General features: G+C 65.2%; 14 protein-coding genes. 6 read left to right on the top strand and 8 right to left on the bottom strand.

The genetic code is table 11. From position 1 onward, the window contains the following. Positions 1-24 precede the first annotated feature (24 nt). Positions 25-4,308, top strand: coding sequence for a DNA-directed RNA polymerase subunit beta' (gene rpoC / locus Q0316_RS01850; RefSeq protein WP_298668846.1), 4,284 nt, complete (start codon positions 25-27; stop codon positions 4,306-4,308). Positions 4,309-4,530: 222 nt separating this feature from the next. Beyond that, positions 4,531-5,169 (top strand): PEPxxWA-CTERM sorting domain-containing protein, encoded by a 639-nt coding sequence (locus tag Q0316_RS01845; protein ID WP_298668843.1) that lies wholly within the window; start codon positions 4,531-4,533, stop codon positions 5,167-5,169. An 86-nt stretch (positions 5,170-5,255) separates the two neighbouring features. On the opposite strand, the gene Q0316_RS01840 is transcribed toward Q0316_RS01845, so the two are convergent. The 3 genes from Q0316_RS01840 to Q0316_RS01830 form a co-directional block, all read right to left on the bottom strand. Continuing rightward, positions 5,256-5,735, bottom strand: coding sequence for a dihydrofolate reductase (locus tag Q0316_RS01840; protein ID WP_298669068.1), 480 nt, complete (start codon positions 5,733-5,735; stop codon positions 5,256-5,258). Positions 5,736-5,751: 16 nt separating this feature from the next. Continuing rightward, positions 5,752-5,877: a hypothetical protein gene (locus tag Q0316_RS01835; RefSeq protein ID WP_298668840.1), complete on the bottom strand. Its 126-nt coding sequence runs from the start codon at positions 5,875-5,877 to the stop codon at positions 5,752-5,754. A 114-nt stretch (positions 5,878-5,991) separates the two neighbouring features. Continuing rightward, positions 5,992-8,061 carry a malate synthase G gene (locus tag Q0316_RS01830; RefSeq protein ID WP_298669065.1) on the bottom strand — a complete coding sequence of 690 codons (2,070 nt, stop codon included), beginning with the start codon at positions 8,059-8,061 and terminating at the stop codon, positions 5,992-5,994. 98 nt (positions 8,062-8,159) lie between these two features. Between Q0316_RS01830 and Q0316_RS01825 the strand changes: the two genes are divergently transcribed. Continuing rightward, positions 8,160-9,044, top strand: coding sequence for a LysR family transcriptional regulator (locus tag Q0316_RS01825; RefSeq protein ID WP_298669063.1), 885 nt, complete (start codon positions 8,160-8,162; stop codon positions 9,042-9,044). A 143-nt stretch (positions 9,045-9,187) separates the two neighbouring features. Here Q0316_RS01825 and thyA read toward each other — a convergent pair whose 3' ends face one another. Next, positions 9,188-10,117 (bottom strand): thymidylate synthase, encoded by a 930-nt coding sequence (gene thyA / locus Q0316_RS01820; RefSeq protein ID WP_298668837.1) that lies wholly within the window; start codon positions 10,115-10,117, stop codon positions 9,188-9,190. A 73-nt stretch (positions 10,118-10,190) separates the two neighbouring features. Here thyA and Q0316_RS01815 point away from each other — a divergent pair, with 73 nt between their 5' ends. Then, complete coding sequence (locus Q0316_RS01815) at positions 10,191-10,598, top strand: JAB domain-containing protein (protein WP_298668834.1); 408 nt, start codon at positions 10,191-10,193, stop codon at positions 10,596-10,598. Here Q0316_RS01815 and Q0316_RS01810 read toward each other — a convergent pair. From Q0316_RS01810 to Q0316_RS01795, 4 genes are all read right to left on the bottom strand, one after another. Further along, positions 10,521-11,312, bottom strand: a complete 792-nt coding sequence (locus Q0316_RS01810; RefSeq protein ID WP_298668831.1) for a class I SAM-dependent methyltransferase — start codon at positions 11,310-11,312, stop codon at positions 10,521-10,523. The two genes, Q0316_RS01815 and Q0316_RS01810, sit on opposite strands and share 78 nt — an antisense overlap. After that, positions 11,309-12,436, bottom strand: coding sequence for a peptide chain release factor 2 (gene prfB, locus Q0316_RS01805; RefSeq protein WP_298668828.1), 1,128 nt, complete (start codon positions 12,434-12,436; stop codon positions 11,309-11,311). The genes Q0316_RS01810 and prfB overlap by 4 nt, the downstream gene beginning before the upstream one ends. A gap of 101 nt (positions 12,437-12,537) precedes the next feature. Then, complete coding sequence (locus tag Q0316_RS01800; RefSeq protein WP_298668825.1) at positions 12,538-15,054, bottom strand: transglycosylase domain-containing protein; 2,517 nt, start codon at positions 15,052-15,054, stop codon at positions 12,538-12,540. 71 nt (positions 15,055-15,125) lie between these two features. Further along, positions 15,126-16,364 (bottom strand): N-acetylmuramoyl-L-alanine amidase, encoded by a 1,239-nt coding sequence (locus Q0316_RS01795; protein ID WP_298668821.1) that lies wholly within the window; start codon positions 16,362-16,364, stop codon positions 15,126-15,128. Between the two features lie 453 nt (positions 16,365-16,817). Here Q0316_RS01795 and Q0316_RS01790 point away from each other — a divergent pair, with 453 nt between their 5' ends. Next, on the top strand, positions 16,818-19,394 hold the full coding sequence (locus Q0316_RS01790; protein WP_298669061.1) for a ribonuclease E/G: 2,577 nt from the start codon (positions 16,818-16,820) through the stop codon (positions 19,392-19,394). Between the two features lie 100 nt (positions 19,395-19,494). Further along, a complete protein-coding gene (locus Q0316_RS01785) occupies positions 19,495-20,847 on the top strand; it encodes a M48 family metalloprotease (protein WP_298668818.1) in 1,353 nt (450 codons plus the stop codon). Positions 20,848-20,868 lie beyond the last annotated feature (21 nt).

Raw genomic sequence — 20,868 nt, 5'->3', positions numbered from 1 at the left:
ATTACCCTCTAGAGGGATGAGATTATGAACGAGATGACCCCCTTCGCGAACCCGATCGCGAAACCCGAGACCTTCGATCAGATCCAGATCGGCATCGCCTCCCCGGATCGTATCCGCTCCTGGTCGTTCGGCGAGATCAAGAAGCCGGAAACGATCAACTATCGCACGTTCAAGCCCGAGCGCGACGGCTTGTTCTGCGCCCGCATTTTCGGCCCGATCAAGGATTACGAATGCTTGTGCGGCAAGTACAAGCGCATGAAATACAAGGGCATCGTCTGCGAAAAGTGCGGCGTGGAGGTTACCGTCTCCAAGGTCCGTCGCGAGCGCATGGGCCATATCGAACTGGCCGCGCCCGTCGCGCACATCTGGTTCCTGAAATCACTGCCATCGCGCATCGGCCTGCTGCTCGACATGCAGTTGAAACAGCTTGAGCGCGTACTGTATTTCGAAGCCTATATCGTCATCGAGCCGGGCCTGACCCCGCTTGAGAAGTATCAGCTTCTCACCGAGGACGAACTGCTCGAAGCGCAGGACGAATATGGCGAGGACGCTTTCTCCGCCGGGATCGGCGCGGAAGCCGTGCGTATCATGCTCGAAAGCCTCGATCTCGAGGGCGAGAAGACGCAGCTTCTTGAGGAACTGGCCACCACCAAGTCCGAACTGAAGCCGAAGAAGATCATCAAGCGGCTGAAGGTCGTCGAGAGCTTCCTCGAATCCGGCAACCGGCCGGAGTGGATGATCCTTGAGGTCATCCCGGTCATCCCGCCTGAGCTGCGCCCGCTGGTGCCGCTCGATGGCGGTCGCTTCGCGACGTCGGATCTCAACGATCTCTATCGCCGCGTCATCAACCGCAACAACCGCCTGAAGCGGCTGATGGAACTGCGCGCGCCGGACATCATCGTCCGCAACGAAAAGCGCATGTTGCAGGAAGCGGTCGATGCGCTGTTCGACAACGGCCGCCGTGGCCGCACGATCACCGGCGCCAACAAGCGCCCGCTGAAGTCGCTGTCCGACATGCTCAAGGGCAAGCAGGGCCGCTTCCGTCAGAACCTGCTCGGCAAGCGCGTCGACTATTCGGGCCGTTCGGTCATCGTGACGGGGCCGGAACTCAAGCTGCACCAGTGCGGCCTGCCCAAGAAGATGGCGCTCGAACTGTTCAAGCCGTTCATCTACGCGCGTCTCGACGCCAAGGGGCTCTCCATGACCCTGAAGCAGGCGAAGAAGTGGGTCGAGAAGGAACGCAAGGAAGTCTGGGATATCCTGGACGAGGTGATCCGCGAACACCCGGTGCTGCTGAACCGCGCGCCGACGCTGCACCGTCTTGGCATCCAGGCGTTCGAGCCGGTGCTGATCGAGGGCAAGGCGATCCAGCTTCACCCGCTGGTCTGCTCCGCGTTCAACGCCGACTTCGACGGCGACCAGATGGCCGTGCACGTTCCGCTGAGCCTTGAGGCGCAGCTTGAAGCGCGCGTGCTGATGATGTCGACCAACAACATCCTGAGCCCTGCGAACGGCAAGCCGATCATCGTGCCGTCGCAGGATATGGTGCTGGGCCTCTACTATCTCTCGATCGAGAAGCAGAAGGAGCCGGGCGAAGGGATGCTGCTGAGCGACATGCAGGAGGTGCATCAGGCACTGAATGCCGGCGCCGTCACGCTGCATACGAAGATCATCAGCCGCGTTCCGCAGACCGACGAGCAGGGCAACCAGTATCTCAAGCGGTATGAAACCACGCCGGGCCGTATGCTGCTCGGCGAATGCCTGCCCAAGAGCCACAAGGTGCCGTTCGAGACGGTCAACCGCCTGCTGACCAAGAAGGACGTCACCGACGTTATCGACGAGGTCTATCGTCACACCGGCCAGAAAGAAACGGTGCTGTTCGCGGACGCGATCATGTCGCTCGGTTTCCGCCACGCGTTCCGCGCCGGCATTTCCTTCGGCAAGGATGACATGGTCATTCCGGGCGACAAGGAGAAGCTGGTCGACGAAACGCGCGATCAGGTGAAGGACTTCGAGCAGCAATATCAGGACGGCCTGATTACGCAGCAGGAGAAGTACAACAAGGTGATCGACGCCTGGAGCCGTTGCGGCGATCAGGTGGCGAATTCGATGATGAACGAGATCAAGGCGGTGAAGCACGATCCGGAAACGGGCCGTGAACTGCCGATCAACTCGATCTACATGATGGCGCACTCCGGGGCGCGTGGCTCGCAGGCGCAGATCAAGCAGCTTGCCGGTATGCGTGGCCTGATGGCCAAGCCGTCGGGCGAGATCATCGAAACGCCGATCATCTCGAACTTCAAGGAAGGCCTGACCGTCCTTGAATATTTCAACTCGACCCACGGCGCTCGCAAGGGCCTTGCGGATACCGCGCTGAAAACCGCCAACTCGGGCTACCTCACCCGCCGTCTCGTCGACGTTTCGCAGGATTGCGTCATCGTCGAGGAAGATTGCGGCACCGAGCGCGCGCTGGAGATGAAGGCGATCGTGCAGGGCGGCTCGACCATCGCGTCGCTCGGCGAGCGTATCCTTGGCCGCACCACGGCAGAAGATATCGTAGACACCAAGACCAACGCGATCATCATCCCGACCGGCACGTTGCTGGACGAGGCGGCAGTCACGGTGATCGAAGGCACCGGCGTTCAGGCGGTCAAGATCCGCAGCCCGCTGGTCTGCGAATCCAAGGTCGGCGTGTGCGGCAAATGCTACGGGCGTGATCTCGCACGCGGTACGCCGGTCAACATCGGCGAAGCGGTGGGCGTCATCGCGGCGCAGTCGATCGGCGAGCCGGGCACGCAGCTCACCATGCGTACCTTCCACATCGGCGGCGCAGCGCAGCTCAACGAAACCTCGAACCTTGAGGCTCATGCCGATGGTACGGTGGAATTCCGCGATCTGCGCCTGATCGAGGATCAGCGCGGCCGCCGCGTCGTGCTGAGCCGTTCGGGCGAAATCGCGATCATGGATATGGACGGTCGCGAGTTGTCGGTCGATCGCATCCCCTATGGCGCTTATGTCATGTTCGACGACGGCCACATCGTCTCCAAGGGCGATCGCATGGCCGAATGGGATCCGTTCACCATGCCGGTGATTACGGAAACCGGTGGCTCGGTGAAGTTCCAGGATCTCGTCGAGAACAAGACGCTCGCCGAGCAGGTCGACGAAGCGACGGGCATCGCCCAGCGCGTCGTCACCGAATTCCGCGCCGGGACCAAGTCGAAGGAGGATCTGCGTCCGCGCATCACCCTGCTTGATGAGGGTTCGGGCGAAACCGCGCGCTATATGCTGGCGCCGGGCGCGGTGCTGTCGGTCGAGGATGGTGCCACGGTGCAGGCCGGTGACGTGCTGGCGCGTGTCGCGCGCGAAAGCGCCAAGACCCGCGACATCACCGGCGGTCTGCCGCGTGTCGCCGAACTGTTCGAAGCGCGTATCCCCAAGGAAGCGGCGATCATCGCCAAGGTTTCCGGCCGGGTCGTGTTCGGCAAGGATTACAAGGCGAAGCGCAAGATCGGCATCCAGCCCGAGGATGGCAGCGAGGTCGTCGAATATCTGGTGCCGAAGTCGAAGGTGATCGACGTTCAGGAAGGCGATTACGTCAAGCGCGGCGACAATCTGATCGGCGGCTCGCCCAATCCGCACGACATTCTGGAAACGATGGGGATCGAGCCGCTGGCCGAATATCTCGTATCGGAAATCCAGGAGGTCTATCGTCTCCAGGGCGTGAAGATCAACGACAAGCACATCGAAACGATCGTCCGCCAGATGTTGCAGAAGGTTGAGATCACCGAAGGCGGCGACACCACGCTGCTCAAGGGTGAGCAGGTCGATCGCGAGGAGATGGACGCGACCAACGACAAGCTGGCGAAGAATCAGCAGCCCGCACAGGGCAAGCCGATCCTTCTCGGCATCACCAAGGCGTCGTTGCAGACCCGCTCGTTCATCTCGGCCGCGTCGTTCCAGGAAACCACGCGCGTCCTCACCGAGGCGGCCGTTCAGGGCAAGCAGGACACCCTGATGGGCCTGAAGGAGAATGTGATCGTCGGCCGCCTTATCCCGGCGGGCACCGGCGCGGGCATGAACCGCCTGCGCGTCGCGGCATCCTCGCGCGATGCGGCGCTCCGCGTGCAACAGCGCAAGCTGGCCGAGGCGATGGCGATCACCGCACCGGTGAGCGCGGCGCAGGAGCACGCCGCCGAACTGGCCCGTTCCACGCGCGATGCGCAGGGCGGCGGCCAGGATCCACTCGCCGCGGTCGTCGCTTCGGGGGACGGCAGCGATGAAGCCGCGGGCGAATATCTGAACGACTGATCCGGGCAGTCATTTGTCCGGTTCGAAAAGGGCCGTCGTCCGCGATGCGGGCGGCGGCTGTTTTCGTTTCAAAACGCTCATGTTCGCCTCATCCATATTTGGGACGCCATTCGGCCGCGCGACAGAAAATTACGCGATCCAGGCGCGACAATTCCTGTTAACGAGCGATTAACAACCTGATCGGAGCACGATCCCGGCGCCGATCCCGACCAAGGGGGTCCAATGAAAAATCGCCTTTTAATCACCGCAGCGGCGCTCACCCTGGCAATGCCGGCCGCCGCCTCCGCGGCAACGCTGTTCCAGTCGCTTCCCGATCTTACGGTCGCGCCCGCCACCAATGCGTGGTGCAGCAGTTGCGGCGGTAGCTATCAGGTTTTCGACACTTTCTCGCTCGGCAGCGCATCGACGCTCAACAGCATTACCTTCGCGGTCCAGGCGAATTACAATTATCCCACCGCAACTACCGTCAGCTTCCACACTTTGTCGGGCGGGCTGCCGGGCTCGACGATCGCGTCCTATACGTTCAATCCATCCGCTTTCGTCTCGGCCACGCTGACCGGAAACAATACCGCGCTCATCACGGTCGCGCTGCCTGGCCTTGCGCTTGGCGCCGGCAGCTATGACGTGAGTTTCTACAGCCCGACGAATCTCGGCGTGCCGGGTTATGCCAAGGCGGGCGGGCAACTCTATCAGGCCGGTGCGGGTTTCCACGCCGATCAGGTCGCGGCGTTCAGCATCTCGGGGCTTGCGGGCGCCGTGCCCGAACCCGCCACCTGGGCGCTGATGATCCTCGGCTTTGGCGCGATCGGCGGCGTGCTGCGGCGCAAGCATCGCCATGCCGCGCGCGTCAGCCTCGCCTAATCGGCATCAATCCATGATAGGGCGCGCGGCGGGGAACAATCCCCGCCGCGCCAGCCCAGGCCGCGACACCAACGCGCATCGCCGCGTCAGTCCGCCTTCCGCGCGAGTGTGACGAAGCTATAGGCTGGCCGCGCATCCGCCGCCGGGTGATCTTCCCGCCCCACCTCGCACCAACCATCGAACGGCGGAACGATCGTATCGCCTTCCGCAGCAAGATGCACCTCGGTCAGTTCGACGCGCTCGGCGAACGGCAGCAACAGCGCGAATATCTCCGCGCCGCCGATCACCGCCGCATCCTCCCCCGCCAGCGCCAGCGCTTCCGCGACGGTGGAGGCGATCTCGGCGCCATGCGCGTGCCACGATGGATCGCGGGTCAGCACGATGTGGCGCCGCCCCGGCAAGGGCGCGGGAAAGCTCTCGAAAGTCTTGCGGCCCATAATCATCGGGCGCCCCATCGTCTGCGCCTTGAAGCGCTTCAGGTCAGCCGGCAGATGCCACGGAAGCCCGCCATCGCGGCCGATCACGCCATTGTCGGCGCGCGCGAGGTGCAGCGACACCCGCGTCATGCCCGCCACCCCCGTTTCAGTGCGTGGCCGCACCCGTTGGCGCCGTCGCGCGGGCCGCGACCACCGGCGATGGCGGCGCCGTATGCTGGAGCAGCCATGCCGCCGCCGTGGCGGTGATGATCGTGATGAGATAGTCTCGCATCGCACCGTCTCCCCAAGTATTGACTACGTATGTAGTCAATACGGCTGAACGATGGGTGAACCGATGCGATCATGCGCGGAAGGTTAGGGGAATCTCGCGTCGAACGGAAGCGCGCTACCCACGGGCTTTCGCCTCCGCACGGAAGCGGTGAAGCAGCGGCTCGGTATAGCCGCTCGGCTGCGCGACGCCTTCGTACACCAGCGCCTTCGCCGCGCGGAGCGCGAGATTCGCATCCCCTTCCCGTGCCATCGGCCGGTAAGCGGCGTCGCCAATATTCTGGGCATCGACCTTCGCGACCATACGGGTGAAGGCTTCGTCCACCTGCTCCCGGCTCGCGACGCCGTGCAGCAGCCAGTTGGCGATATGCTGCGACGAGATACGCAAGGTTGCGCGATCTTCCATCAGCCCCACATCGTGGATGTCGGGCACCTTGGAGCAGCCGATCCCCTGGTCGATCCAGCGCACGACATAACCAAGGATCCCTTGCGCGTTATTATCGAGTTCCTCGCGCACCTCGTCCGGCTGCCAATTGCGTCCGCTCGCGACCGGAACGGTCAGCAGCTTTTCCAGCGGCGCGATTGGCTCGGCGGCGCGCGCCCGCTGCCGCGCAAACACGTCGACGCGGTGATAATGCGTCGCGTGCAGAGTCGCGGCGGTTGGCGATGGCACCCATGCGGTGTTGGCGCCCGATCGCGGGTGCCCGATCTTCTGATCGAGCATCTCGGCCATCCTGTCTGGCGCCGCCCACATGCCCTTGCCGATCTGCGCGCGCCTCGAAAGACCGCAGGCAAGGCCGATCTGGACGTTGCGATCCTCATAAGCCGCGATCCACGGCGCCGCCTTCATCTCGCTTTTGCGGATCATCGGGCCGGCACGCATCGCGGTGTGCATCTCATCGCCGGTGCGATCGAGGAACCCGGTATTGATGAACATGATGCGATCCTTCACCGCGTGGATGCACGCCGCGAGATTGGCGGAGGTGCGGCGCTCCTCATCCATCACCCCCACCTTGATCGTGTGGCGCGCGAGCCCCAGCAGGTCTTCGACCCGATCGAACAGCCGATCGGCGAACGCGCATTCGGCGGGGCCATGCATCTTCGGCTTGACGATATAGATCGACCCCGCGCGGCTGTTCGCCATCCCGCCCTGCCGCTTGAGATCATGCAGCGCGATCAGGCTGGTGACGATCGCGTCGAGAATGCCCTCCGGCGCCTCGTTGCCGTCGGGCAGCATCACCGCCGGATTGGTCATCAGATGGCCGACGTTGCGGACCAGCAGCAGGCTGCGCCCCGGCAAGGTGAGGCAGGAGCCATCAATGGCGATATAGCGCCGGTCATCGTTCAACCGCCGCGTCATGCGGCGACCGTTCTTTTCGAACGTCTCCTCCAGATCGCCGCGCATCAGCCCCAGCCAGTTGGCATAGGCCGCCACCTTGTCCACCGCATCCACCGCCGCGACCGAATCCTCCAGATCGCAGATCGTGGTGAGCGCTGATTCCAGCACCACATCGGCGATCCCCGCCGGATCGTCGCGCCCGATCGGATGATCGCGATCGAATATGACCTCGATATGCAGCCCGTTGTGGCGATAAAGCCGCGCCTTATCCGTCTGCCCCACCAGTTGCGCCGGATCGCGAAGCACCGGATCACCTGCAAGCTCCGCCCATGAACCGCGCGCGAGCGGCACCGCTTCATCAAGGAACGCTTTGGCCCAGGCAATCACCTGGCTGCCACGCGCCGCATCATAGCCGCCCGCCGCCGTGCCGGGAATCGCGTCCGTGCCGTAGAGCGCGTCATAGAGGCTACCCCAGCGCGCATTGGCCGCGTTGAGCAGGAAGCGCGCATTGAGGATCGGCACGACGAGTTGCGGCCCGGCGAGCCGCGCAATCTCGTCATCGACATTGGCGGTGGCGACGGTGAACGGCGCCGGCTCGTCGGCGAGATAACCGATGCCGCGCAGGAATGCCGCGTCCACCGCTTCGCCGGCCATGTAACGCGCGTCGATCGCCTGTTGCAGCCGCTCGCGCTCGGCCAGCAGCGCGCGGTTCTCCGGGGCGAGATCGGCGAAGATCGCCGCTGCATTGCGCCAGAAATCCTCCGCCGCAATCCCCGTGCCGGGCAACGCCCGCCCATCCACGAACCGCGCCAGTTCTTCCGCAACCCGTAAGCCCGCCTTGTCGACCATCGCCATCGCACGCTCCTTTGACGCCCCGGATAGACCATCCACCACCTGATCGGTAGACTTGAAGAAATTGAAGCAGCTTTTCCAAAACGGAATGAATGATGCTCGATCCGGATTATGAGCTTTTCGCGCAGGTTGTCGAAGCCGGCAGCCTTTCCGCCGCCGGTCGCGCGCTCGGCATCTCGCCGGCGATGGTGTCGAAAAGGCTGGCACGGCTGGAGGAACGGCTCGCCGTGCGCCTCGTCCATCGCACCACGCGGCGCCTCGCGCTGACCGAGGCGGGCGCCCGTTTCCACGCCGATCTTACGACGATCCTTGCTGATGTTCGGGCGGCGGAGGCGCGCCTCACCGGGGTGAGCGCCGCGCCCGGCGGCCCGCTGCGCGTGTCCGCACCCACGTCGTTCGGGCGGCTGCATATCGCGCCGCGCCTCCACCGCTTTCTGGATGCCTATCCCGCTGTCGCGCTGGAGTTCAACCTGTCCGACGGGTTCGACGACCTGCTGGCCCAGCGCATAGACCTTGCGATCCGCATCGCGCCACAGATCGCATCGGGCCTCGTCGCGCATCGCCTGGGCACCAGCCACCGTCTGCTGTGCGCCGCGCCGGCTTATCTTGCGCGGCATGGCGCGCCGGAAACGATCGCGGCGCTCGCGGAGCAGCGGCTGCTCGCCGCGAGCGGGCAAATGCCATGGCGGCTGGTGAGCGGCACGCGCCGCGCGACGGTGGATCAGCCGAGCGCGGTTGCCACCAATTCCAGCGAGATCGTGCGCGAACTGGCGCTGACCGGGTCCGGCATCGCGCTGCGCTCGCTATGGGATGTGAGCGACGCGCTGGAGCGTGGCGCGCTGGTCCGCGTGTTGCCGCAATGGGAGGGATCGGCCGATGTCGGCATCTATGCCGTCCATCCCGCCGCGCCCACCGTCCTGCCGGCGGTCACCGCGTTCATCGCCTTCCTGCGCGAGATATTCGCCGACGCGGCGTTCTAGGGCCAATCGACATTCAGGTCAGGTCGAGCGGAAAATGGTGGTTTCCGTGACCCGCAAGCGCAGCGTACTAAAGGTACGTGAGCACCGAAAAGCGCGGGAAACCGCCATTTGCAGGCCGGCATGGGTTGAATGTCGCGTCGGCCCTAAACCGCCACCGGCGCAGCGATATGCGGATGCGGATCATAATCGCTCACCGAAAAATCCTCGATCCGGTAATCGAAGATCGAGTTGGGCCGCCGCGCGATATGAAGGCGCGGCGCGCCACGCGGGGAGCGCGCCAGCGTCTCCTCCACCAGATGCGCGTGGTTGAGATAGATATGCGCGTCGCCCGCGCTCCACACCAGTTCGCCCGGCTCCAGATCGCATTGCTGCGCCAGCATCCTGAGCAGCATCGCCGCCGAAAAGGCGTTGAACGCGAAACCAAGGCCAAGATCGCACGAACGCTGCCACAACATGCCCGACAAACGCCCGCCCGCGACATGATATTGATAGGTCATGTGGCACGGCGGCAGCGCCATCCCACCAAGCTCCGCGACATTCCAGCCGGTGAACAGCAGCCGCCGCGAGCTGGGGTTGTGCCGGATCGCGTGCACCAGTTCCGCGATCTGGTTGACCGGGGCACCGCGCCGGAACAGCCCCTCGCCCGCCGGTTCATAGGTGTCCCATTTCACCCATTGCTTGCCATAGACCGGGCCGAGATCGCCCCAGGCTGCGGCGAACGCATCATCGCCAAGGATACGCGCCTCGAACGCATCGCGGTCGATCGCCTCGCCGGTTTCGCGGCGATAATGGTCAAGCGGCCAGTCGGTCCAGATATGCACCTTCTGGCGCACCAGTTCGCGGATATTAGTGTCGCCGGTGAGGAACCACAGCATCTCGCGCGCGGCGGTTTTCCACGCGACGCGCTTGGTGGTGAGCAATGGCACGCGGTTCCCCGAAAGATCGAAGCGCAGCGTCGGGCCGAACAGCGATCGCGTGCCGACGCCGGTACGGTCGCGCCGCTCGTCGCCGTGTTCCCACACGTCGCGCAGCAGCCGCAGATACTGATCCTCGTAATGCCGCCCATCGCTCATGCCGCAGCAGTGACAGCCCCCGGCACGTGCCGCAAGGGCATCGCCGTTATTGGCGCAGTTGAATCCGTTTCGGATGATAAGCGGTGGCGAACGCCTCGCCGCCCCGCATCGTGCCGCGATGATCGACCCGGAAATAACCCGCCTGTTTTTGCCGATCGCACGCGCCACCACGGAGATCGCGATATTCGCCTATCTCGATTCGGCCGGACGATTGCTCGCACTGCGTCACGTCCCGTCGGGCCATGCCGCCGAAGTGGAGGTGCCGATCCGCGCGATCGCGGGCGATGCGCTGGCGTTTGGCGCGGATCAGGTGATGATGGCGCACAACCATCCATCGGGAAAGCCCGAGCCTACGCGCGACGATCTGGCGACGACGCGCCGGATCGCCACGGCGCTGGACGCCTTAGGAATCCGGCTCGTCGACCATCTGGTGCTGGCGGGTGGGCGCATCATCAGCCTTCGCGCCAGGGGCCTGCTCTAGCGATTGCTGGCGGCAGGGCTTGATCGCGGTTGGGTCCGGTCTTGCGCCAGATGCCTTGAACGTCGCGAAATAGCCGCCCGCCGACGGCATGTTCTCGATCTTCACCAATTGATAGCCGACAGCGCCGAATTCGCATTTCAGCAGCGCGGGCGGCGTGCCGTGATCGGCGGTCGGTCGGTTCGCGTCGACCACCACCACCAGCCCGTCGGGGCGAAGCGACGGGCGCATCCGCCACAGGAACTCATATGGCTGCTCGATCTCATGGTACATGTGCACCATGAATATCCGGTCGAAGCTCGCCTCCGGCAGCTTGGGGTCCGCCGGCACGCCCAGCCGGACGCTGACATTGTCGAGCCGCTCGCGCGCGACGCGCTCGGCCAGTGCATCGCGCACCGCCGGCATGATATCCTCCGCCAGCACGCGCCCGTCCTTGCCGACGCGCTGCGCGAGGCGGACCGTGTAATAGCCCTCGCCCGCGCCGATATCCGCGACCGTCATGCCGGGTGCGATCCGCGCGCGCGCCATCACCTCGCCCGCCTCGTTCAGCCGATCGCGCGCTTCCTCGGTCGACCAGCGCGCGGAGACGATATGCGCCACCGGGCGATCGGCGGCGGGAAACGGCCCCGGCTCGCGATCGTTATGCCGGATCAGCGGCTGCGATCCGTCGCAACCGGCAAGCACAAGCAGAACGAGCGAGAGCGGCGCCAGCCTCAATCGACGTCCTCCACCTCCACCGTCTCGCCCGTCACGCGCTGCGACAGGGCTGCGGCCATGAAATCGTCGAGATCGCCGTCGAGCACATCGCCGGGCGACGTGGAGGTCGTGCCCGTGCGCAGATCCTTCACCAGTTGATAGGGCTGGAGCACATAGGAACGGATCTGATGCCCCCAGCCGATATCGGTCTTGGTGGCGTTGACCGCGTTCGCCTCCTCCTCGCGCTTGCGCAGTTCATGCTCGTAGAGCCGCGCGCGGAGCTGGTTATAGGCCTCTGCGCGGTTCTTGTGCTGGCTGCGCTGGTTCTGGCAGGCGACGACGATCCCAGTCGGCAAGTGCGTGATCCGCACCGCCGAATCGGTGGTGTTGATATGCTGCCCGCCCGCGCCCGACGCGCGATAGGTGTCGATGCGCAATTCGCTGTCGTTGATCTCGATGTCGATCGAATCGTCGATCACCGGATAGACCCACACCGACGAGAAGCTGGTGTGCCGCCGCGCCGAACTGTCATAGGGCGAAATGCGCACCAGCCGGTGCACGCCGCTTTCCACCTTGGCATAGCCATAGGCGTTCTCACCCTTCACCAGCAGCGTCGCGGATTTGATGCCGGCCTGTTCGCCCGCATGATAATCCACCAGTTCCACCTTGTAGCCGCGCCGCTCGGCCCAGCGCGTGTACATGCGCTGGAGCATCTCGGCCCAGTCCTGGCTCTCGGTGCCGCCGGCGCCGGCGTTGATCTCCAGATAGGTATCGTTGCTGTCGGCCTCACCGGCGAGCAGCGCCTTCACCTTGTCCTGCTGCGCGCGCACGGCGAGTTGGGCGAGCGCCTGCGTGCCCTCGCCCGCCATCTCCTCGTCGCCTTCGGCCTCGGCCATCTCGATCAGTTCGCTGGTGTCGGCGAGTTCGCGCTCGATCGCGCGCGTGGCGCCGATCGCCTCGTCCAGCCGCCGACGCTCGCGCATCACTTCCTGCGCCGCCTTGGGATTTTCCCACAGCGTCGGATCTTCGACCCGTGCGTTCAGTTCGTCGAGCCGGCGAAGCGCGCGGTCCCAATCGAGGAACCGACGCAACAGCGCCAGCGCCTCCTTGATCGTCTCGACATGGGCCTGCGCCTCGGCGCGCATTTCAATTCTCCAAAGGTCGCATCATCCGACGCGGCAAAACCCCGCGTTTCGAACGTGAAGTGCCAGATCACGCCGGGATAACGTAAGTGTGGCGGCGGGGCTTAGTAGATTCCACCCTGCCGCTGCAAGAATTCGCTGTCATTGGCCTGCGTGCGCGGCCCCGCAGCCGTTGTGGCGGCGGCGCTGGGCGCCGCTTCCGGGCGGCGCGGCGCGCGGCGCGCCTCGCTCTGCGGCTTGAACGCTTCCCAGATCACGCTTGGCCTGGGGTCTCCGGTCGAGGGCCACACGCCGAACACCGGCTGCCCGGATGCGCGGTCGATACGCACCATGCGGATGCCTTCCGGTGCGCGGAACGGCAGCTTCTCCAGCCCGTCATAGGCCTTGATCGCGAATTCCTTGAAGATCGGCGCGGCCATCGTGCCGCCCTGCGCATAGCCGCCGAGGTTGGTCGGTGTGTCGTAGCCCATATAGAGCCCGCCGACCATCTGCGGCGTGCCGCCGATGAACCACACGTCGGTCGGCCCGGAATTGGTGCCCGTCTTGCCGAACATCGGGCGATCGAGATCGCGCAACACGGTGGCGGTGCCGCGCTGGATCACGCCTTCGGTGATGTGGATCATCTGATAGGCGGTCATTGCATCGACCACCTGGCGCCCGCGCGACGCCGGGCGGGGCATCGCCTTGCCATCCCAATCGGGCATGTTGCAGCGATCGCACGCGCGCCAGTTTTCCGGCCAGATCACCTTGCCGTGGCGATCCTGCACGAAATCAACGAGCGTCGGCGAATGCCAGCGCCCCTGATTGGCGAGCACGCCATAGGCATTGACCATCCGCATCACCGTGGTGTCGCCGGCGCCGAGCGCATAGGAGAGATAGGGCTGGTAATCGCCGATGTTCATCGCCTTCATCAGCCCGACAACATTCGTCATCCCGGTCTGCGCGGCGAGACGCACCGTCATCAGGTTGCGTGATTGCTCGATTCCCCAGCGCAACGTGTGCGGCCCGGCGCCACGGCTGTTGCCGAAATTACGGAAGCATTTCTGCCCCAGACGCGCGCCCTGATAGACGCAGAACGGACCGTCGATGATGATCGAGGCCGGCGTCATCCCGTGTTCCAGCGCGGCGGAATAGACGATCGGCTTGATCGTCGATCCCGGCTGCCGCATCGCCTGTGTCGCGCGGTTGAACGGCTGGATCGAGCTGTCGAAGCCGCCCTGCATCGCGAGGATGCGCCCCGTCGCCGGCTCCTGCACGACGAACCCGCCCGAAACCTTCGGCACCGCGCGCAGCGCGAACCGCCCCCCTTCGGGCGCGACGGCGATAATATCTCCGGGCCTGATCGCCGCGAACGCGTTGCCGCCCTTCCCGCGCACCGGCATCTGCGCCAGATCGCGCGGCAACTCGCCCGTCTGCCCGTTGATGAAGCCGATGCGCCACGCATCGCCATCCCGCGCGATCGCGATCGCGGCACGCCAATCGGCATAGTTGATGCCGATGTTGGTGCCGATCAGCGCGCCGAGCCAGCCATCGCCTTCGAAATCGACATGCCGCAACGGCCCCGCCCAGCCGCGCCCGCGATCGTAACGGATCAGGCCATCGCGCAACGCCTGCGCGGCATAGGCCTGAATCTTCGGATCGAGCGAGGTGCGCACCCACAAGCCGCCAGAATAGACGCTATACGGCCCGTCACGCGCCGTTTCACCATATTTGTCGATCAACTGGCGACGCACTTCCTCCACGAAATAGCCGCCGACACTTTCGAATTTCGGCATACGATGCGAAATCGCGCCGATCGGCTGCGCTTGCGCCGCATCGCGCTCGGCGGCGGTGATGAAGCCGTTCCTCGCCATCTCGCCCAGCGCCCAGTTGCGGCGGGTGATCGCGCGCTCGGTATCGCGATAGGGATCGTAATTCGCCGGCCCCTTCGGCAGGATGGCGAGATAGGCCATCTGCGGCAGCGTCAGCTCATTCAGTTCCTTGTCGAAATAAGCGTGGCTCGCAGCTTCCACCCCATAAGCGTTACGACCGAGAAAAATCTGGTTGAGATAGAGTTCGAGAATCTGCTGCTTGGTCAGCGCATTCTCGATCCGCCACGCGAGGATCGCTTCCTTCACCTTGCGCGTCGGCGAATAAGCGTTGCCGATCAAGAGGTTCTTCGCGACCTGCTGGGTGATCGTCGAACCACCGCGCGCGCGCCGGCCAGACCCGAGCTTCGACACATAATCAATCACCGCGCCCGCGATGCCGGGATAATCGACGCCGTGATGCTCGAAGAAGCTTTTATCTTCCGCCGCGAGGAATGCCTTGACGAGCAGCGGCGGATATTCGGCGAACGACAGCTCCACCCGGCGTTCGCGCGCATAGGAATAGATCGGCGCGCCGTCGATTCCGCGCACGTTGGTGGGCAGCGGCGGCTCATAAGTGCGCAACTGATCGACCGACGGCAGATCGCGCGCGAAGATCAGCCAGAACACGCCAAATGCCACCACCAGCAGCGCGGCCAGCGCAGCGACGAGCTTCACCCAGCGCTTCGCCCATGCTTCGCCGAGCGCCTGACGCAGGCGGCCAGAATTACGATGCAGCTTGATCGTCGCGGGTTCGGGAGGAGAAGACGCCATACGCGACGCCGGTGTTTAGCAGGATTGCCCGGCTGGGGAAGCCCAAGCCTCGACCACCCGTCGCACGACAGCTATTTTGCGGCGACGCGCCGCGCGAAATGGATTTCCACCGCGCGTTTCACGCTCTCCGCGATCCGCTCGCGCCCGGCCTTGCTGTCGAGGAAGGCGGCATCCTGCGGATTGGAGATGTATCCCGTCTCGAACAGGATCGAGGGCATATCCGGCGCCTTCAGCACCATTAGCGATGCCATGCGATGAAAATTCGCCTTCACCGGCATCAGCGGCGCGGCCTCGCGCCCCAGCAATCGGGCGAAACCTGCGGACGCGTTCATCGTCTCGCGCTGCGTGAGGTCGATCAGGATCGAAGAGACATCCGGGTTCTGATCGAGATCGACCCCGGCGATGATATCGGCCTTGTTCTCGCGCGCCGCCAGCCGCGCGGCTTCCTTGTCCGACGCGACTTCCGACAGCGTATAGGCGGTCGCGCCGCTGGCATCCCCCGCGCCCACGCTGTCGCAATGGATCGAGATGAACAGATCGGCGTGCAGCCGCCGCGCGATCCCGAAGCGTTCGCGCAGCACCAGATAGCGATCGTCGTCACGCGTCAGCGCCACCCGCACGCGGCCCGAGGCGACGAGCCTGTCGCGGATCGCCCGTGCGATCTTCAGCGTAACGTCCTTTTCGCGCAACCCGCTCTCGGTGTTGATCGCGCCGGGATCCACCCCGCCATGCCCCGCATCTATCACCACCAGCGGACGATCGGCAGCGCCCGACACGCGCGGCAACGGCGCGCGCTTCGCCGGCGGAACAGGAACGGAAATCTTGTACTTCGGCCTACTGTCTCCGAAATGAAACGGCAGAAAGCTCAGCGGGCGTTCCCCGCTCGCCTCAGCGAAGCGGCGCGCATTGGCCCGCTCCAGCGTCAGTTCCAGCGTGCGCCCGGCATCGCGAAACTCGCCGCCCGAAACGATCATCGGCCGTTCCAGATCGAGCACGACGCGCGCGCCATCGCTGCCGCGCCAGCCCTGGCGGATCGCGGCAACCGCGCCATCCCCCGCCAGCGACGGGCCGGGGCGCGCGCCATCAATGTCGATCGCGATCCGGCGCGGCGCATCGAGCACGAAGCTCGATGCCTGCCCGACCGCATCATCGAAATGGATCAGCACGCGATCATGTTCGATTTCGATCTGCCGCACGGTCGCGGCATCGGCGACACCGGCGAGCAGCGCGAGGACGACCGCCGCCGAAGCGCGACACCATCGCCGCGCGACCGTATCGGCCCATCGCCCCACCATCCGTGCCGCCCTCATCGCCCTTTCCCGCCCCTCCCTGCGTTGGGGCGATTCACCATAAAGCCTGACATTATACGGGTTAACAGGGGCTTGACGCCGCGACGAGCGTTTTGCGGCAGGACGTGCCGGTTGATGCGTGACAAGTCCGGTGCTAGTCACCACCTTGACCGGAAAGGCGCGTGTTGTTCGCGCTCACTTCCGGCCCACCGCCCGCCCGCTTTTTCGCGGGATCGGGCTATCAGGTTGACGTTCACATGCCGCATCTTTCCCCACCGCTGAACCGCCCGGCTCTCGCCGGCGGCGCGGGTTTGGGCTTGTTCCGGGGCGACGCGCCCCGGCGTGCGGCGCGGACGAAGGCGATTTCACCAACAATTCGCACGGTCGGGCACGTCGCCCGGCCCGCGCCAGATTATCGCACGGCAGCGCCGCCATTCGGCGCCCGTGCGCGGAGACTATTCAATGACAATGCGTATGCTGATCGACGCACGCCACCGGGAAGAAACCCGCGTGGCGGTGGTCAAGGGTAACCGGATCGAGGAATTCGATTTCGAAAGCGCCGAGCGCAAGCAGCTCAAGGGCAATATCTATCTCGCCAAGGTAACCCGCGTCGAACCATCGCTTCAGGCGGCGTTCGTCGATTACGGCGGCAATCGCCACGGCTTCCTCGCTTTCTCGGAAATCCACCCGGATTATTATCAGATCCCCAAGGAGGATCGCGACGCATTGCTGCGTGAGGAGGCGGAGCACGCCGCCGAGGAAGCTGCCCTGCGCGCCGAACAGGAAGCCGCCGAGGAGGCCGATGAGGCGTCCGACGAGGATGGCGAGCAGTTCGACGACAATGGCGGCACGGACGCCGATGAGCTAGATGGCGAAGCGCGCCCGGCCCGCTCGACCGTCAACGACGATCAGGTGGAGGCGCTGCGCCAGCGCCGCATGAACCTGCGCCGCCGCTACAAGATTCAGGACGTGATCCGCCGCCGCCAGGTGCTGCTGGTGCAGGTCGTGAAGGAAGAACGCGGCAACAAGGGCGCGGCGCTCACCACCTATCTCAGCCTCGCGGGCCGCTATTGTGTGCTGATGCCGAATACGTCGCACGGCGGCGGCATCTCGCGCAAGATTTCGAACGCGAGCGATCGCAAGCGGCTGAAGGCGATCATGGCGGATCTGAAGCTGCCATCGTCGATGGGCTGCATCGTCCGCACCGCCGGGTTGCAGCGCACCAAGGTCGAGATCAAGCGGGATTTCGATTATCTCGCCCGGCTGTGGGATGGTATCCGCGAGCAGACGCTCTCCTCGTCCGCGCCGGCGCTGGTTTATGGCGACAGCGATCTCATCAAGCGCGCGATCCGCGATATCTATAACAAGGATATCGACGAGGTGATCGTCGAGGGCGATGAGGGGTATCGCCAGGCGAAGGAATTCATGAAGCTGCTGATGCCCAGCCACGCGCGGCGGGTGCAGCATTACAGCGATCCGATCCCGCTGTTCCAGCGCAGCCATGTCGAGGATCAGCTCGCCGCGATGTATCATCCGGTGGTGCAGCTCAAATCCGGCGGCTATCTGGTCATCAACCCGACCGAGGCGCTCGTCTCGATCGACATCAACTCGGGCCGCTCGACGCGCGAGCACAATATCGAGCAGACCGCGACAGCGACCAATCTTGAGGCCGCGCACGAAATCGCGCGCCAGTTGCGCCTGCGCGACATGGCCGGCCTCGTCGTGATCGACTTCATCGACATGGATAACAATTCCAATGTCCGGAAGGTCGAGAAGGCGATGAAGGAGGCGCTGAAGAACGATCGCGCCCGCATCCAGGTCGGCCGCATCTCGTCCTTCGGCCTGATGGAAATGAGCCGCCAGCGCCTGCGCACCGGCGTGCTGGAGGCATCGACCCGCGCCTGCCCGCATTGCGAGGGCACTGGGCTCGTCCGCACCGCATCGTCCGCCGGCCTCTCCGCGCTGCGGCTGATCGAGGACGAAGCGGCGCGCGGTCGCGGCTCGTTGCTCACGCTGCGCGCCAGCGTCGAGGCGGCGGTCTATGTCCTCAACCGCAAGCGCGCCGATATCGCGGAGATCGAGGATCGCTACGGCGTCCGCGTCGAAATCCTCCCCGATGGGGAACAGGAAGGCGCGCGCATGTCGGTCGAGGCATCCGGCCCGCCGCCCGCCTATGCGCCGAAGTTCGCCGCCCCGGTCGAGGAGATCGAGGAGGATTACCCCGAGGAGTTCGAGGACGAGATCGACGCCGAGGACGAGGAGGGAGCAGCCGCCGAGGACCGCCGCACCGATCGCCCGCGTGAGGAAGGCGAAGGCGGGCGTCGCCGTCGCCGTCGCCGTGGTCGTCGCGGTCGGGCTCGCCCCGAGGGTGAGGTGTCCGAGGATGGCGTTGCCGATGAGGCCGCCGATGACGAGGCGGAAGCCGACGCCGACGAGCATCACGAAGCCGGCGAGGCGCGGGCCGAGGGCGAGCGCGAGGGCGGTCGTCGTCGCAACCGTCGCGGGCGCCGTGGCCGTGGCCGGAATCGCGACGAAGCGGGCGTGACCTCCGAAGAGGCGAACGAGGAGGCCCCGGTCGCGGAAGAAACAGTCGCGGTCGTGACCGCCGAGCCGGAAGCCGTCGAGGCCCCGGTCGCAGTGGAAGCCGCGCCGAAAACGCGCCGCCGCCCGCGCGCGCGCGCTGCCGGCAAGGCGGAGGCAACCGCCACCACGGAGGCGCCCGCAGCCGAGGCTCCGGCCCCTGCGGAGCCGACCGAGGAGCCGGCGCCCAAGCCGAAGCGCACCCGCCGCAAGAAGGCGGATATCGAAGCGGAGGCGGCAGTCGCCGCTGCGGCGACGCCCGCCGAACCCGCTGCCGATGCAGCAGCGGAAGCGCCCGCCAAGCCCAAGCGCACTCGCCGCAAGAAGGCGGACGCAGCGGCGGAGGCCGAAGCGCCCGCCGCCGCGACCGCAAGCGATGCCGCCGAGGCGAACGCTGGCGAGAGTGACGCCGCAGACGATGCGTCCGGCGCGCCACGCCGCGGCTGGTGGCAGCGGACGTTCGGCGCGTGATCGTGGGCGACCGGGTTTCAGCGTCGGTTCATCGCAACCGTCGCAGAAACCCGGTCGTCTCCGCCCATTTACGGGCCATGCGCAGGAAAGAAGTCTTTCGATGAAGCGGACGCTGGCCGCCTTTGCCACGGCCATCCTCATCTGGGCGCAACCGGCCCATGCGCAATCGCTGTTGCGCGACGCGGAAACCGAATCCCTGCTCCGCGACATGTCCGCGCCGCTGGTGAAGGCCGCCGGGCTAAGCCCGCGCGACGTGCAATTCGCGCTGGTCAACGATGATTCGATCAACGCCTTCGTGGCCGGCGGCCAGATCGTCTATATCCACTCCGGCCTGATCCAGAGCGCCGACAACGCCAATCAGGTGCAGGGCGTGATCGCCCATGAACTCGGCCACATCGCCGACGGCCATATCGTCAACGCGAGCGCGGGGACGAAGCCCGCGATGGCGATCTATCTGCTCAGCATGGTGCTGGGCATCGCCGCCGCCGCCGCTGGTGCGGGCGAAGCGGGCATGGGCGTGATGGCCGCTGGACAACAGGCCGCGCTGGGCAAGTTCCTCGCCTTCACCCGCACGCAGGAATCGACCGCGGACGCCAGCGCGGTGAAATATCTCAACACCGCCGGGATCACCGGCAAGGGGATGCTGTCTTTCTTCAAGACGCTGCAACAGCAGGAATATCGCTACGGGCTCAACAATATCGACCCGTTCATGCAGACCCACCCCCTGTCGGGCGATCGCATCCAGACGATGACGGCGGATATCACCGCCTCCCCGGCCTATAACACCCCGCCCGATCCCGCGCTTCAGGAACGGTTCCTGCGCGTCAAGGCGAAGCTCGCGGGCTATGTGAACCCCGCGCCACGCACGCTCGCCGCCTATCCCGAAAGCAACCAGTCGATCTACGCGCATTACGCGCGGGCTTATGCCTATCACAAGGCCGGCTTCCCCGACAAAGCCGATGCGGAAGCGAACGCGCTGGTAAAGGCCGCGCCGAACGACCCATATTTCCTTGAGATCAAAGGCCAGATCCTGCTTGAGGCGGGCAAGCCGAACGAGGCGCTGGCGCCGCTGCGCGCGGCGACCGAATTGTCACGCAACAATCCGCTGATCGCCACCACCTTCGGCCACGCGCTGATCGCGACGGAGAACAAGGCCAATCTGCCCGAAGCGATCAAGGTGCTGCGCACGGCGGTGGCGCGCGATGACGAGAATCCCTTCGCCTGGTATCAACTCGGCACCGCTTATGAACAGAGCGGCGACCAGGCGCGCGCCGCGCTCGCCACCGCGGAAACCGCGAGCATGAACGGCGACATGCGCACCGCCGCCTATACCGCGCGGATCGCGATGGCCGGCATCCCGCAGAATACGCCGGACTGGATTCGCGCGCAGGATATCGCGATGACGGCGCAGAACGACATGAACGACAACCCGAAGAAGTATAAACGCAAATGAAATCGCCGCCCCGTCATTCCC

Origin of the sequence: uncultured Sphingomonas sp., from assembly GCF_937871615.1 — a bacterium.
Taxonomy (GTDB): Bacteria; Pseudomonadota; Alphaproteobacteria; order Sphingomonadales; family Sphingomonadaceae; genus Sphingomonas.
Note: the sequence above shows the minus strand (reverse complement) of the source record. Positions and strands in the feature narration are given on the sequence as shown.

What these genes read in the sequence shown, in the direction of transcription:
- rpoC (WP_298668846.1), top strand. Translation starts at nt 25, where the DNA reads ATGAACGAGATGACCCCCTTCGCGAACCCGATCGCGAAACCCGAGACC.
- Q0316_RS01845 (WP_298668843.1), top strand. Translation starts at nt 4,531, where the DNA reads ATGAAAAATCGCCTTTTAATCACCGCAGCGGCGCTCACCCTGGCAATG.
- Q0316_RS01840 (WP_298669068.1), bottom strand. Translation starts at nt 5,735, where the DNA reads ATGACGCGGGTGTCGCTGCACCTCGCGCGCGCCGACAATGGCGTGATC.
- Q0316_RS01835 (WP_298668840.1), bottom strand. Translation starts at nt 5,877, where the DNA reads ATGCGAGACTATCTCATCACGATCATCACCGCCACGGCGGCGGCATGG.
- Q0316_RS01830 (WP_298669065.1), bottom strand. Translation starts at nt 8,061, where the DNA reads ATGGTCGACAAGGCGGGCTTACGGGTTGCGGAAGAACTGGCGCGGTTC.
- Q0316_RS01825 (WP_298669063.1), top strand. Translation starts at nt 8,160, where the DNA reads ATGCTCGATCCGGATTATGAGCTTTTCGCGCAGGTTGTCGAAGCCGGC.
- thyA (WP_298668837.1), bottom strand. Translation starts at nt 10,117, where the DNA reads ATGAGCGATGGGCGGCATTACGAGGATCAGTATCTGCGGCTGCTGCGC.
- Q0316_RS01815 (WP_298668834.1), top strand. Translation starts at nt 10,191, where the DNA reads ATGATAAGCGGTGGCGAACGCCTCGCCGCCCCGCATCGTGCCGCGATG.
- prfB (WP_298668828.1), bottom strand. Translation starts at nt 12,436, where the DNA reads ATGCGCGCCGAGGCGCAGGCCCATGTCGAGACGATCAAGGAGGCGCTG.
- Q0316_RS01800 (WP_298668825.1), bottom strand. Translation starts at nt 15,054, where the DNA reads ATGGCGTCTTCTCCTCCCGAACCCGCGACGATCAAGCTGCATCGTAAT.
- Q0316_RS01795 (WP_298668821.1), bottom strand. Translation starts at nt 16,364, where the DNA reads ATGAGGGCGGCACGGATGGTGGGGCGATGGGCCGATACGGTCGCGCGG.
- Q0316_RS01790 (WP_298669061.1), top strand. Translation starts at nt 16,818, where the DNA reads ATGCTGATCGACGCACGCCACCGGGAAGAAACCCGCGTGGCGGTGGTC.
- Q0316_RS01785 (WP_298668818.1), top strand. Translation starts at nt 19,495, where the DNA reads ATGAAGCGGACGCTGGCCGCCTTTGCCACGGCCATCCTCATCTGGGCG.